Origin of the sequence: Kitasatospora sp. NPDC088861 (assembly GCF_044750105.1) — a bacterium.
Classification (GTDB): Bacteria; Actinomycetota; Actinomycetes; order Streptomycetales; family Streptomycetaceae; genus Kitasatospora.
Window position 1 is genome coordinate 1 of sequence record NZ_JBIVJF010000016.1, and the last position, 13,333, is coordinate 13,333.

12 protein-coding genes are annotated in these 13,333 nt (G+C 72.6%); 2 read left to right on the forward strand and 10 right to left on the reverse strand.

What is annotated here, in order from left to right; all coding sequences use genetic code 11:
• Window positions 1-316: 316 nt before the first annotated feature.
• Both ACIP37_RS24310 and ACIP37_RS24315 read right to left on the reverse strand, forming a co-directional pair.
• Window positions 317-2,461, reverse strand: a complete 2,145-nt coding sequence (locus ACIP37_RS24310) for a restriction endonuclease (protein WP_400844487.1) — start codon at window positions 2,459-2,461, stop codon at window positions 317-319.
• A 136-nt stretch (window positions 2,462-2,597) separates the two neighbouring features.
• Window positions 2,598-3,299 carry a maleylpyruvate isomerase N-terminal domain-containing protein gene (locus tag ACIP37_RS24315; protein ID WP_363633588.1) on the reverse strand — a complete coding sequence of 234 codons (702 nt, stop codon included), beginning with the start codon at window positions 3,297-3,299 and terminating at the stop codon, window positions 2,598-2,600.
• Between the two features lie 89 nt (window positions 3,300-3,388).
• On the opposite strand from ACIP37_RS24315, the gene ACIP37_RS24320 reads away from it, so the two are divergent.
• On the forward strand, window positions 3,389-4,324 hold the full coding sequence (locus ACIP37_RS24320; RefSeq protein WP_363633590.1) for a DUF2797 domain-containing protein: 936 nt from the start codon (window positions 3,389-3,391) through the stop codon (window positions 4,322-4,324).
• Window positions 4,325-4,396: 72 nt separating this feature from the next.
• On the opposite strand, the gene ACIP37_RS24325 is transcribed toward ACIP37_RS24320, so the two are convergent.
• From ACIP37_RS24325 to ACIP37_RS24340, 4 genes are all read right to left on the reverse strand, one after another.
• Window positions 4,397-4,642: a hypothetical protein gene (locus ACIP37_RS24325; protein WP_400844492.1), complete on the reverse strand. Its 246-nt coding sequence runs from the start codon at window positions 4,640-4,642 to the stop codon at window positions 4,397-4,399.
• Between the two features lie 383 nt (window positions 4,643-5,025).
• Window positions 5,026-5,763: a succinate dehydrogenase/fumarate reductase iron-sulfur subunit gene (locus ACIP37_RS24330; RefSeq protein ID WP_363587282.1), complete on the reverse strand. Its 738-nt coding sequence runs from the start codon at window positions 5,761-5,763 to the stop codon at window positions 5,026-5,028.
• On the reverse strand, window positions 5,760-7,703 hold the full coding sequence (locus ACIP37_RS24335) for a fumarate reductase/succinate dehydrogenase flavoprotein subunit (RefSeq protein WP_400810117.1): 1,944 nt from the start codon (window positions 7,701-7,703) through the stop codon (window positions 5,760-5,762). Before ACIP37_RS24335 ends, ACIP37_RS24330 begins: the two co-directional genes overlap by 4 nt.
• Window positions 7,700-8,404, reverse strand: a complete 705-nt coding sequence (locus ACIP37_RS24340; RefSeq protein WP_400844495.1) for a succinate dehydrogenase cytochrome b subunit — start codon at window positions 8,402-8,404, stop codon at window positions 7,700-7,702. The genes ACIP37_RS24335 and ACIP37_RS24340 overlap by 4 nt, the downstream gene beginning before the upstream one ends.
• Window positions 8,405-8,500: 96 nt before the next feature.
• On the opposite strand from ACIP37_RS24340, the gene ACIP37_RS24345 reads away from it, so the two are divergent.
• Window positions 8,501-9,421 (forward strand): LysR family transcriptional regulator, encoded by a 921-nt coding sequence (locus ACIP37_RS24345; protein ID WP_400844499.1) that lies wholly within the window; start codon window positions 8,501-8,503, stop codon window positions 9,419-9,421.
• Between the two features lie 176 nt (window positions 9,422-9,597).
• Here the strand turns inward: ACIP37_RS24345 and ACIP37_RS24350 are convergent, their stop codons facing one another.
• The 4 genes from ACIP37_RS24350 to ACIP37_RS24365 all read right to left on the reverse strand — a co-directional run bounded on the left by ACIP37_RS24350 (window position 9,598) and on the right by ACIP37_RS24365 (window position 13,204).
• The gene (locus ACIP37_RS24350; RefSeq protein ID WP_400810122.1) at window positions 9,598-10,416 is read right to left on the reverse strand and encodes a class I SAM-dependent methyltransferase; all 819 of its coding nucleotides are present in this window, start codon (window positions 10,414-10,416) and stop codon (window positions 9,598-9,600) included.
• Window positions 10,413-11,726 carry a helix-turn-helix transcriptional regulator gene (locus ACIP37_RS24355; protein ID WP_400810124.1) on the reverse strand — a complete coding sequence of 438 codons (1,314 nt, stop codon included), beginning with the start codon at window positions 11,724-11,726 and terminating at the stop codon, window positions 10,413-10,415. Before ACIP37_RS24355 ends, ACIP37_RS24350 begins: the two co-directional genes overlap by 4 nt.
• Before the next feature lie 441 nt (window positions 11,727-12,167).
• Window positions 12,168-12,656: a glutathione peroxidase gene (locus ACIP37_RS24360; RefSeq protein ID WP_363587294.1), complete on the reverse strand. Its 489-nt coding sequence runs from the start codon at window positions 12,654-12,656 to the stop codon at window positions 12,168-12,170.
• Between the two features lie 83 nt (window positions 12,657-12,739).
• Window positions 12,740-13,204 carry a pyridoxamine 5'-phosphate oxidase family protein gene (locus ACIP37_RS24365; RefSeq protein ID WP_400810125.1) on the reverse strand — a complete coding sequence of 155 codons (465 nt, stop codon included), beginning with the start codon at window positions 13,202-13,204 and terminating at the stop codon, window positions 12,740-12,742.
• Window positions 13,205-13,333 lie beyond the last annotated feature (129 nt).

Sequence of the window (13,333 nt, forward strand, 5' to 3'; positions counted from 1 at the left end):
AAGTCGACGCTGACGTTGTCGAGGGCCACGACGCGGGTCTCCCCGTCCCCGTAGACCTTGTTGAGGCCGGTGGCGCGGGCGGCCGCCAGGCCGGTACGGACGGCGGTTGCGGGGGTCGTCACGGGGGTGCTCCTGAGGGCGGGAACGGACATTCGGGGTTCCGTTCCATCCTCCCAATCCGTTCGAGCGCGATGCGTATGTCCCGAGGAGGGGCGACCCCCGCCGTCTCGGCGGCTCGGCGGGGGTCTTCTCCTCCTCAGGTATGACACCGACCCCTGAGGACCATGGTCCCCGTGCTGCGGACGATGGTCCCGTGCTACTCCACCGCGACGCCGAACGCGCCCGCCAGCCCGAGCAGACCGTTCGTCACCGCGCGGCCCGACGGGTTGAACTGCCAACCGTCGCCCGCACGCTGGAACGAACCCATGAGCATCGCGCTGTCCGGCACGCCGCCGGTGCCGGCCGCCCACTCCACCGGACCGGCCGCGCCCGGGCCGTACGTCGCCGCCAGGGCGACACCGTGCACGTAGCCGAGCGGCAGGGCCCGCGGCTCCTCCTCCTCGGTGGAGACGGCGACCACCACCTCGTCCACCGTGGCCGCCAGCCGCTCCAGGTTCAGGGTCAGCCGGACCGCGCGGGCCGGCTCGCCCGGCACCGAGTGGGTGGGGTGCAGCCGCACGGCGCCGTCCGGGTCCTGCGGGTTGTTGAAGAACACGAAGTGCTCGTCGCTCAGCACCCGCCCGGCGGCGCACAGGAACGCGGTGACGTCCAGCTCCACCGCGTCGCCGCCGGCCGTCCGGCTCTGCCAGCTGACCGTCAGGCTGCTGTGACGATCCGTCGGCGCGGCCGCCGGCGCGGGCTTCTCCTGTTCCGCGGAGCCGCCGCCGAGCCGCCCCCGCAGCCCCTGCTCGGCCAGCAGCTCCACCAGTTCCGGCCCGCTGACCAGCGTCAGCGGCTTCCCCTCGATGTAGCTGTACGAGCCGCGGCCGAAGCCGGCGGTGGTCACCAGGATGCCCTTGTTCGCCCCGTGGTGCCGGACGGTCGACTCCAGGTCGCGCACGGCCGTCGGGGGCACCGTCTTGCGGTAGCGCTTGGCCTGGATCACGATCTTGCCGCCGGTCACCGGGTCCAGGTCCTCGGCGACCACGTCCACCCCGACGTCGCCGCTGCGGGCCGTGGTCATCACCCGGAAGCCGCGCAGCCGGAACAGCTCGGCGATCAGCTCCTCGAACTCGATCGGGTCCATCTCGAACAGGTCCGGGTCGCCGTCGCCGCCGTGTCCGGCCAGGCTTCCGCCGACCGTCTCCGGCAGCCGGTCCGGCCGCACCTCGTCCAGCCGCTCCGGGCGCGCCGACAGCTTGCCGCCCAGGCCCTGGAAGCAGTCCACCGGCGCCACCCGGTCCAGCGCCAGCCCGGCGAACTCGGCCCGGGAGGCGGTCAGGGTGGACAGGAAGCGCTCCGCCTCCCGGCCGGTCGCCGGGTCGATTCCCAGGACGAAGCCGTTCAGCACCACCGAGTCCAGCATCCCGTCCCGGTCCGCCCGGAACAGCTCCGCCGCCAGCCGCAGCGCCGACTGCGCCAGCACCTCCCGATACAGCGCCTTGCGCTCCGTCGCCGGGCGGGCCACCTCCGCCTCGCGGTCGTCCGTCTTCACGTACCGCACCCGGCCGGCGGCCGGCACCACGTCCGGGCCGGGCAGCTCCCAGTTCACCACCAGCTGCCGGGTCGACGCCTCCCAGGCCGCCACCAGCCGGTGCGGGAAGCCCTCTGGCCAGGCCGCCGAGGCGTACAGACCGGCGGTGAAGTACTCCTGCACCGCCTCCGGCTCGCCCGCGCGCAGCCGCCGCAGCAACTCCTCGGTACGGGCGGCGCGGTCCTCGTCCTGGCGGCGGAACTGCGCCGCCCAGGCCAGGTACTCCTGGTGGTACACGGCCAGCCGGCGCTGCCGGTCGGCCTCCTGCGCCTGGGCGGCGTACCAGTCCTGCTCGAACCGGGCCCGGGCCTGCGCCAGGTACTGCTCGTACTGCCGCCGCACCCCCGGATTGCGCGCCTGCACCTGGTCCGGCGGCGGCACGTGGTACTTCGGGCCGCCCTGATCGGGCAGCTCCACCGGCCGACCCAGCGGGCCCGGGTCGAACGGCGGCACCGGGCGCGGGGCCAGCAGTGCCTGCGGGCCGAACGCCGGCGCCGCCAGCCCGGCGGCCAGCAGCCCGCGCAACTCCTCGACCCGGGCGTCCAGTTCGGCCGTCAGCCGGGCCGCCTCCGCCTCCCGGGACTGCTGGTAGGCCCGCTGCGCCTCCCGCTCGTTGCGGGCCGTCGCCCGCTGCTCATCCCGCTGCTCGCGCTCCAGCCGGCGCTGCTGCGCCGCCTCGGCACGCCAGCGGGCCTCCTCCCGGCGCTGCTGCTGCCGCTGCGCCTCCGCCCAGATCGCCAGCACTCCGTCGTTCCGCCGCCCCGCCACCGTCCACCCCTTCATTGCACGCCGGACCGGTCGCGCCGCCCACCTCCCGGCCGCGCCGCCAACCGCGCCCGCAACAATAGAACGTGAACACCCCACCGGGCCAAGCCCCGGGAGCAGCGCGGCTGCACTGCACCGGTCAGTGCACCTGGGGGGCGTCCTCGGGCCGGGCGTGCCAGCGCCAGTCGGTGCGCAGCGGCCGGCCGGGCAGCGGGGTGCGGCCGGTGGCCCACAGGAGGGTCGGCCAGGGGGCGTCGGCGGAGGTGACGGGGACGTCGGGGAAGAGGCGGGCGAGGACGCGGCGGCAGAGGTCGGCCGGGGGGTCCCAGGGCAGGCCGAGGCCCTGGGCCACGTCGTGCAGGTGTACCAGCGTCTCGACCAGGCTCATCGCGACGAACCCGGCGGGGTCGGCGACACCCCACGGGTGGTAGGCGCGGACCTCGGGCGTGGCGGCGCGGGCGATCGCGACCATCAGCCCGCCGCTCGCCTCCAGCACCTCGATCAGCCCGTCGGGCCCGCTCGCGCGGTCGGCGCGGACGAAGTTGTTCGGCCCGCCGGGGAAGCGGCGCTCGGTGGCGAAGGGGACGTACCGCTCGCGCGGCGGGGCGGCCGGGCCGAGCTGGGCGGCGTAGGCGAGCAGGTCGTCGGCGAGGTGCTCGACGGTGGTCCAGCAGTCCCAGGTGACCGTTCCGGCGGGCTGGGACCAGTCGGCGTCCGCGGGTGCCGCGCGCAGGGTGGTGGCGGCGAGCTGAAGGACGAGCGCGAGGTCGTCGGCGGTGACGGGGGACTGGGCGGCGGTGTCGGCGGCGTCGGCGGGCTGGGCGGCGGTGTCGGGCGTCATGATCGCGGAGGCTAGCAGGGGGCACTGTCAGGGGGAGCACTGTCAGGGGTGGCGGGTACTCTGCACTGGTTCGAGAGGGAGGGATGCCCGTGACGATCGCACCGCAGCACCCGGACCGGCCCGCCGGCTGGGTCTCCACCGGGCTGAGCTGGCACGAGGGCCGCGCCCTGCTCGGCGCCGTGCGCGCAGGCCAGGCGCACGAGCGGGCCGTCACGCCCGGCGCGGAGGTCGGCTGGCTGCTGGGCGGGCCGCGCCGCTGCACCGGCGCCTGGCTGGCCGGGGCGGCGGAGCGCACCCCGTGCCCGCACCACGCGGTGATCGCGCCGGACGGCGCCGCGGTGCAGTGCCCGGCCTGCCAGAGCGTCGACCGCGGCCTGGCCCTCGCCCGGGACCAGATCCTCGACGACGGCCGGACGTACCTGCTCTACCTCGCCTGGTTCGGCGACGGCCTGCTGAAGGTCGGCCTGACCGCCGAGCAGCGCGGCGACAGCCGACTGCTCGAACAGGGCGCACTGGCCTACGCGTTCACCGCCCGGGGCGGGCTGCCGGCCATCCGGCGCGCCGAACTCACCGTCGCCGCCTCCGGGTTGGCGCGCGAGCGGTTCAAGGCCAGGCTGAAGACCGAGCACTGGTGGGCGCACGGCGACGAGCCGTACCGCCGGGCCGTGCTGGCCGAGGCCCGGGCGCAGGCGCACCGCCTGCTGGCCGGCCACGCGCTGGAACTGCTCGCCGAGCGCCCGGTGGTCGACCACGTGGCGCGGTTCGGGCTGTCCGACGGCGCCCCGGAGGCGTACCGGCAGGTCGGCGGCCTGGCCGACGGGGCGGTGATCGCGGGCACCCTGCGGCCGCCGGTGGGCCGCCACCTGTTCCTGGACCAGGCCGACGGCTCGGGGCCGCTGCTGCTGGACACCCGGCTGCTCACCGGCTGGACGCTCGCGCCCGTCTCCGGCCGTCCGACGTCCGGGGTGGCCCTGGAGGAGCGGGTCCGCCCGCCGGAGCCGGACACCCAGGAGGCGCTCTTCTAGAGCGGGCCAGGGACGCCGCCGGGCTGGGACGGTTCCTCGCGAGCGCGAGCGCGGGGGCATGGGGCTGAGGGCTCAGCCCAGCTTGCTGCGCACCCCGCCCGGGCCGGAGTGGGCCCGGCGGGACAGCGGCGGCCGGGACGGGCGGACGTCGGCGCGCGCGACGGGCTCGCCCTCGGCGGTGCGCCGGGCGAGTGCGGCCCGGGCGGCGGCCAGGGCCACGCGGGTGAGCAGCGGGTCCTCCCGGACACCGGCGGACCGTTTGGCCGCCTGGCAGCGCGAGCACCAGATCGGGGAGGCGGGCCCGTCCGGGTACGCCATGCTCTCGGGCGGAAGGTAGTGTGCGCCGCACTCGACACACTCGAAGACCAGCCTCATCCGGCGATCACCGTCCCGGATCCGTGGCACCGACCGCAGGGCGACCAGAAGGTGTGGATCCTCGGCACCATGCTCCCTTCCTCGTCCCGTTCGACCGTGGCTTCGGTCTTCTGGGTCCCCCCGGACCCGCCGCAACCGGAACAGGACTGAACCTCGGGCATATGCCGTCCTTCCGTAGCGGAGCACCACGGTAGCGCGAATTCCCGGGTGCGGGCGCGGGACCTGACGATCCACCACCCCTCGGGGGAGCGTGCGAATGCCCCGTACGCCCCGCTGCACGCCGTCGGCCCCGCGCCCGGGGGCACGGGGCCGGCCGGAGCGGCCCGTCAACCGCGCGCGGCCCGCAGGAATTCGCGGTTCATCGCGGCGATGCTGGGCAGCGGGATGCCCTTGGGGCAGGCGGTGGCGCACTCGCCGGTGTTGGTGCAGCCGCCGAAGCCCTCGGCGTCCATCGCCGTGACCATGTTCCGCACCCGGGAGGCGCGCTCCGGCGCGCCCTGGGGGAGCACGTTGAGGTGGACCACCTTGGCGGAGGTGAACAGCATCGCCGAGCCGTTCGGGCAGGCCGCCACGCAGGCGCCGCAGCCGATGCACTCGGCGTGTTCGAAGGCGGTGTCGGCGGCCTCCTTGGGGACGGGCGTGGCGTGCGCGTCGGGGGCGCTGCCGGTGGGGGCGGAGATGTAGCCGCCGGAGCCGATGATCCGGTCGAAGGCGGAGCGGTCCACCACCAGGTCCTTGACCACCGGGAAGGCCGCCGCCCGCCACGGCTCGACGTCGATGGTGTCGCCGTCCCGGAAGTGCCGCATGTGCAGCTGGCAGGTGGTGGTCCGCTCGGGGCCGTGGGCCTGGCCGTTGATGACCATGCCGCAGGCGCCGCAGATGCCCTCGCGGCAGTCGTGGTCGAAGGCCACGGGCTGGTCCCCGCTGGTGATCAGCTCCTCGTTGAGGCTGTCGAGCATCTCCAGGAAGGACATGTCGGGGCTGATGCCGCCGACCTGGTAGGTCGTCATCGACCCGGGGGCGTCCGGGCCCGGCTGGCGCCAGATGCGCAGGGTGAGGTTCATGCGTAGCTCCGCTGGGTGGGGTGGACGTACGCGAAGTCGAGGGCCTCGCGGTGGAGGACGGGGGCGGTCCCGGTGCCGGTGAACTCCCAGGCGGCGGCGTAGCCGTACTCCTCGTCGCGCCGGGCGGCCTCGCCGTCGGGCGTCTGGCTCTCGGTGCGGAAGTGGCCGCCGCACGACTCGGCGCGGTGCAGGGCGTCCAGGCACATGAGTTCGGCGAGCTCGAAGTAGTCGACGAGCCGGTTGGCCTTCTCCAGTGACTGGTTGAGCTCCTGCCCGGTGCCGGGCACCTTGATCCGGCGCCAGAACTCCTCGCGCAGCTGCGGGATCCGCGCCAGGGCCCGACGCAGTCCGGCCTCGTCGCGGGCCATTCCGCACTCGTCCCAGAGGAGTTCGCCGAGTTCGCGGTGGAAGGAGTCAGGGGTGCGGTCGCCGTCCACCGCGAGGATGAGGTTCAGCCGGTCCTCGACCTCGGCCTCGGCCTCGGTGACCGCCGGGTGGTCGGCGGGGACGGCGGGCAGCGGGTTGCGGGCCAGGTAGTCGTTCAGGGTGGGCGGCAGGACGAAGTAGCCGTCGGCGAGGCCCTGCATGAGCGCGCTGGCGCCGAGCCGGTTGGCGCCGTGGTCGGAGAAGTTGGCCTCCCCGACGGCGAACAGGCCGGGGACGGTGGTCTGCAGGTCGTAGTCGACCCAGAGTCCGCCCATCGTGTAGTGGATCGCGGGGTAGATCCGCATCGGGACCCGGTACGGGTCCTCGGCGGTGATCCGCTCGTACATGTCGAACAGGTTGCCGTACTTGGCGGCGACGGCGTCCCGGCCCAGCCGGCGGATGGCGTCGGCGAAGTCCAGGTAGACGCCCTGCCCGCCGGGGCCGACGCCGCGGCCCTCGTCGCAGACGTTCTTGGCGGCCCGGGAGGCGATGTCGCGCGGCACCAGGTTGCCGAAGGCCGGGTAGATCCGCTCCAGGTAGTAGTCCCGCTCGTCCTCGGGGATCTCGGCCGGCGGCCGGGTGTCGCCCTGGGCCCTGGGCACCCAGATCCGGCCGTCGTTGCGCAGCGACTCGCTCATCAGGGTGAGCTTGGACTGGTGGTCGCCGGAGCGCGGGATGCAGGTGGGGTGGATCTGGGTGAAGCACGGGTTGGCGAAGTGGGCGCCGCGCCGGTGGGCCCGCCAGATCGCGGTGGCGTTGGAGTTCTTGGCGTTGGTGGAGAGGTAGAAGACGTTGCCGTAGCCGCCGCTGGCGAGGACCACGGCGTCGGCGGTGTGGGTGCTGATCGCGCCGGTGACCAGGTCGCGGGCGACGACTCCGCGCGCCCGGCCGTCGACGACCAGCAGGTCGAGCATCTCGGTGCGCGGGTGGATCTCCACGTTCCCGGCGGCGATCTGCCGGGACAGCGCCTGGTAGGCGCCGAGCAGCAGTTGCTGGCCGGTCTGGCCGCGCGCGTAGAAGGTGCGGGAGACCTGCACGCCGCCGAAGGAGCGGGTGTCCAGCAGGCCGCCGTACTCGCGGGCGAACGGGACGCCCTGGGCGACGCACTGGTCGATGATCTCGACCGACACCTGGGCGAGTCGGTGCACGTTGGACTCGCGGGCGCGGAAGTCGCCGCCCTTGACGGTGTCGTAGAAGAGCCGGCGGATCGAGTCGCCGTCGTTGCGGTAGTTCTTGGCCGCGTTGATGCCGCCCTGGGCGGCGATCGAGTGAGCGCGCCTCGGGGAGTCCTGGAAGCAGAACTGGACGACGTGGTAGCCCTGTTCGGCCAGGGTGGCGCCGGCCGCGCCGCCGGCCAGGCCGGTGCCGACCACGATCACGGTGTGCTTGCGCCGGTTGGCCGGGTTGACCAGCTTGGCCTCGAACCGCCGCTGGTCCCAGCGCTGTTCGATCGGCCCGCCGGGGGCCTTGGTGTCGGCGATCGGCTCGCCGACGGTGTAGTCCAGGTAGCTCATTTGACGACTCCGAACATCACGGCCACGGGGACGGACAGGAAGCCGGCGGTCAGCACGAGCGCCAGGCCGTTGGCGGTCAGCTTGAGCGCCCGGTCCCGGCGGGCGTTGTTGGCACCGAGGGTCTGCGCGGCGCTCCAGAAGCCGTGCCGGATGTGCAGGCCGACGGCGAGCATCGCGACGATGTAGATCACGCAGCTGTACCACTGGCCGAAGGAGGTCACGATGTTCTGGTACGGGCGGCCGTGCTCGGCGGCGGGGTTCACGGTCAGCGTGGTCAGGTCGAGGATGTGCCAGACGATGAACAGCGCCAGGATCACCCCGCCCCAGCGCATGGTCCGGGTCGCGTAGCTCGCCCGGCGGCGCTTGTGGACGTACTTGCTCGGCCGGGCGGCGAGGTCGCGGCGGCTGAGCTGGTAGGCCGAGACGCCGTGCAGCACGACGGCGGCCAGCAGGCCGAGCCGGGCGATCCAGAGGAACCACTCGTGGCCCAGGAACGGCTGGCCGATGGTGCGCAGCCAGGCCGCGTAGCCGTTGATGTCGTCGGGGCCGGCGAACACCTTGAGGTTGCCCAGCATGTGCGCGACCAGGTAGAGCAGCATGGCCAGTCCGGAGACGGCCATGACCGCCTTCTTTCCGACGGTCGACCGCCAGAGCGTCGCCAGGGTGGACGGATGCCGGGCCGTCCGAGTCGCGGTTGTCATGGCAGCAACGGTAGGGACGGTCGCCAGGGTGCGTCCAAGACACGCTGCGGCTCACGACGATAGTCAGGACCTATCGATGCGGCCTATCCTGGTGGGGTGCAGCTCCAGCAACTCCGCTACTTCCTGGCCGTCGCCGAGACCCGCCACTTCACCCGGGCGGCCGAGGCGGCGCACGTGGCGCAGCCGTCACTCTCGCAACAGATCCGTTCGCTGGAGCGGGAGTTGGGCGCCGATCTGTTCCACCGCACCCGGGGCAACATCGCCCTGACCGACGCCGGGCAGGCGCTGCTGCCGCTGGCCCGGCGCATCCTCGCGGACACCGAGAGCGCCCGGCTGGCCGTCCAGGAGACGGTCCAGCTGCGCCGCGGCCGGGTCCGGCTTGGCGCGCCGCCGAGCCTGTGCACCAGCCTGGTGCCGGACGTGCTGCGGCTGTTCCGGGACCGCTACCCGGGGGTGGCGCTGGTGGTCCGCGAGGGCGGCTCGCGCGATCTGGTGCGCTGGCTGGCGGCGGGGGAGCTGGACCTCGCGCTGATCATCACCCCGCCGAGCGGCGAGGCGACGCCGGCCCTCGCGGTCACCGAGCTGCTGCACGAGGAGCTGGTGCTGGTCTCCGCCGAGCGGCGGGCCCGGCGCAAGGTCCGGGTGGCGGAGCTCAAGGGGCGCCCGCTGGTGATGTTCCGGGAGGGCTACGACGTCCGGGAGGCGACCCTGGCGGCCTGCCGGGCGGCGGGCTTTGAGCCGGAGTTCGCGGTGGAGGGCGGCGAGATGGACGCGGTGCTCGGCTTCGTCCGGGCCGGCCTCGGGCCCGCGGTCGTCCCGGGGATGGTCGCGGCCCGCTCGGGCCTCGCGGTCACGCCCTTCGCCGGGCCGGGCCTGGGCCGCACCATCGCCGTCGCGCACGGCCACGAAGTGCCGCTCACCCGCGCCGCAGGGGCCCTGCGCACGACCCTGCTGGCACATCTGCACCACGCCGCCGGATCCGGTGAACTCCCACCGGGGACCCGCCTGTTGCTGTGACGGGGAGGGCCACCACCTGCGGCCCTCCCCGCCGGCAGGTGGGGATCAGGCCGACCGGACGGCATATGAACGACTGCTCTTTTCGCCCTGGAGGAGTCCAGATGGACCAGAGCAGCCATGATGACGCGAGGAAACCACCTTGTCGTTTTAGGCAGTGACCATGTCACTCGGCCGCCTTACCGCCTACAAGTCAGAATGCCACCGAGGCACGTGATCTTGAATGAGCCTTCTGTCTTGATGGCGGCGGCAGCGATCTCTGCCGCCCGACTGACCGTCTCGCGGAAAGGGACGCCGCATTGGTCAGCCCACGCTTCATAGGAGGCGAGGTGGGAAACGATCGGCGCAGGATCGGTGATCTCGATGGCGCCAGGCAGTTCCCGCACTCGGATGTCCTTGAACGCTGTTCCGAGGTAGCCGGGGGCCTTTTCCAGGGAGAAGCGGGAGCTGAGGGAAACCCGTGCTGGCCCCTTGGGAATCCCGAGGATGTCGCCTGCGGCCTGGGCCCAGAGCTGGTCCAGTTCCTGCTTGTCGGTGTCGCTGTTGGTCGAGGCGATGAGCATGCCGCCAGGCCGGAGGACGCGGGCCAGTTCCTTGATCGTGGCCTCGATGTCACCGACGTGGTACAGCATGTGCAGGGCCAACACGGCGTCGGCGCTGTCGTCGGCGAAGGGCAGGGCCTGGGCGTCGGCTACCAGGACCGGTTTCTCGACGTCGGCGAGGATGCCCGCCGAAATGTCCATCCCGACGACCTGAAGGTCCGGCCGGTCCTTGTGTAGACGGCTGACGAACTTGCCGTTGCCGCAACCGACGTCGAGGACGATCCCGCTTGTGCCGGCCAGCTCTTCGACAACGATCCCGGGCAGGTCGTACCGCGGCTGCTGCCAGCGGTAGATGGACTGGCGGGCGGCCAGGTGGCGTCCGTCTGCGTAGGCGCTGTTCGCGAGGATCGCTTTGTCGGCGACTGCGGCGTCCTGCTGTGCGGTGTTGCTCGTCACTGTGGCAGCTCCGGAGGGTTCGTGAGTGCGGGTCGAGAGCAGGCTTCTCTGACATTCTCACGGAGACTCAGGACGATCGGGGAGCCTGCGTAGGAGGGCTCGGCGAGACGAGTGCTCAGCGCCCGAAGGCGGCTGGAGATGCTCGCTGTTCGCCGGTCCGGTGCGGCGTCCAGCACCACCGAGAGCTTCTCCTGCACGCCGTCGAGGTCGCCGTGGGCGAGGTGGGCGTTGGCGAGGTCGAGGCGGGCCGCCAGCAGGTCGCCGGAGGACTGTTCCTGCCGCGGTGCGGACTCGTACAGGGCAATGGCTCTGGAGGACGCCTCGATGGCGCGGTTCACGTGACGCTGACTGCCCAGGGCGAGGAGGGCGGTGCCGGCGTAGGTCCACTGCTTGGCATCGGGAAACGTGAATACGCCGGGAAGATCCACTCCGGCTACGGCGCTCCGCGCCGCCTCGGCAGCTTCCACGGCCCGTAGCGCGCTCGCGCTGTCGCCGAGCGCCGCAGCAGCCCGTGCTTCGAGGCTGAGCAGGCGGGCTGCGATCGTCCCGCTGTCCGCATACGGCAGCCCGGCTCTGGCCAGCTCGGCCGCCTGGCCGTGGTCCTGCTGCCAGTAGGCGATCAGGGACTGGACGGATCGGATCCAGGCCCGGAGACCGTTGTGGCCGGCTGACTCCGCGCAGCGCCAGGCTGTTCGCGAATGCGTAGCCGCAGCTGTGTACTGGCCGAGGTCGAGGGCGACATGGGTGGCCAGGCCACACAGGCGCCCGGCCTGCAGGTAGAGATGGCTTGCCTGGTAAGGGTGTTGGCGACCTCGGAGTAAGTCGAACACTCCTCGCCGGAGGGTACCGATGTCGTGGAAGAGCTCGAACACCGGCTTGCTCACGTAGTCCCCTGCCAGCCTCGCAATGTCCGCGTCGATCTGTTCGAGCAGAGTGTCGTCCACGTTGGACGCGCTCGCGAAACGGAGGAACAGCGCGGACTCTGCCGAGTCGGCTGCCACGGCCGATACGAGGTCGTTGTCGTGGTCCGTGCGCCGGGCAGGCACAAGAAGCGAGGCTTCGCTGACGCTGTTGGACGGTGGAACTGCTTCGGCGACTGCAGGGGGTGCTGCCAGCAAGTCGGCCAACTGGTCGACCGAGAGTTTCAGGGCGCGGGCGAGCTTCGGCCGCATCCAGGGTTGTGGGGCGCCTCTGCCGCTCTCCCATCGCCCCACGGTCGTACGGTCCACGTCGAGGGCTTCAGCCAGGGATTCCTGGGTGTGCCCGACCGCCTCCCTGCGCTGGATCAGCCGGGACCTCCTGGATGCCATCCCGCGTCCTCCGGAGGTACGTCAGTTCGTCTGCAGCCATAACAGGCCAGGTCATGCCCGGGTTTGCAGCACGGATGCCTCATTGCCGCTTCTATTCTGCTCTGGTTCACCGGCGTTGGAGGCGGTTCTGTAGCTACCTGCCGGGTGAATCCCGGCGCGAATCGGCCCCCTGCCGACCTCGTCCGGTTGAAAGGTCCGCGCTCATGTCCGTCGCCACTCGCCAAACGGTCACCCCTGCCCCGTTCGGCTTTCGCGTGCTGCCCACTGCCGAGGCCGTACCGAACGCCCGGCGGCGGGTGATACGGGCCGTGCGCAGTTCTACTGGCCCAGTTCAGTCGAGGCCGACTCGGCAATCGAGAGGGGCTGCTCGACGGCTCGGGGGAACGACGGACCGGCCCCGGGCGGGTGCCCGGGGCCGGTCCGTCGGCGGGTGGGTGGGGGTCAGGCCGGGAGGACGGCCTCGATCGCCGCGATCAGCTCGGCCGACTCCGGCTCGACCCGCGGCCGCAGCCGGGCGGCCACGGTGCCGTCGGGGGAGATCAGGAACTTCTCGAAGTTCCAGCTGACGTCCCCGGTCTCGCCCTCGGCGTCGGCGACCTGGGTCAGCTGCCGGTACAGCGGGTGCCGGTCGTCGCCGTTGACGTCGATCTTCTCGAACAGCGGGAAGGTGACGCCGTAGGTGGTGGAGCAGAAGGTCTGGATCTCCTCGGCGCTGCCCGGCTCCTGCCCGGCGAACTGGTTGCAGGGGAAGCCCAGCACGGTGAACCCGCGTGCGGCGTACCGCTGCTGGAGGTTCTCCAGGCCGGTGTACTGCGGGGTCAGGCCGCACTTGGAGGCGACGTTGACGATCAGCAGCGCCTTGCCCTTGTACTCGGCCAGCGAGGTGGGCTCGCCGGTGAGGGTGCGGAGCGGGATGTCGTACAGGCTCACGGTGGTGGTCCTTTCGAAAGGAGTGCGGAACAGGTGGTCGCCTGGCCACCGTAGTGGCCGCGACCACCTGGACCGAGCCCGACCTACCGGTCTTGCGACAGGTCGGCCCCGAAGGATGAGAAGTCGGCGCTCGACCAGCGCTCGGGCTGCATCCGGAAGGTGATGTCGGCGGCCAACTGTTCCCGGGCGGAGGCCAGGTAGTCGCGCGCGGCCTCGGGTGACAGGTAGCGGTTCGCGAGGGCGGCCCACTCGTCGCGGTCGAGCCGGTCCTCGACCGCCACCACCGGGCCCTCGACGCTCACGTACGCGGCCGGGCCCTGCTCGCGCTGGGCGCAGAGGGTGAACCGCCCGGCGGCGCGGATCCGCCGGGCCTTGACGGAGTCGCGGCCGGTGACGACGGTGAGCAGGCCGCCGGGGACGTAGGTGTACCAGACCGGTACGGCCAGCGGCCCCCGGTCCGCTCCGGCGCCGGAGTCGACGGCCAGCACACCGACGTGGGGTGCGGCGAGGAACCGCTCGCGCTCGGCCTTGCTCATGCTGAAGGGCATGGTGTCCGCTCCAGGGGGCTCCGGGCCCGCGCACGGAGGTCGGGCGCGAGCGTCTTCCGGTTTGTACCCGGTGCGCGTCCGGGCCACTCGGGGCGGGGCGCAGTGGTGGATCCGGGCCGGATCCCGCCC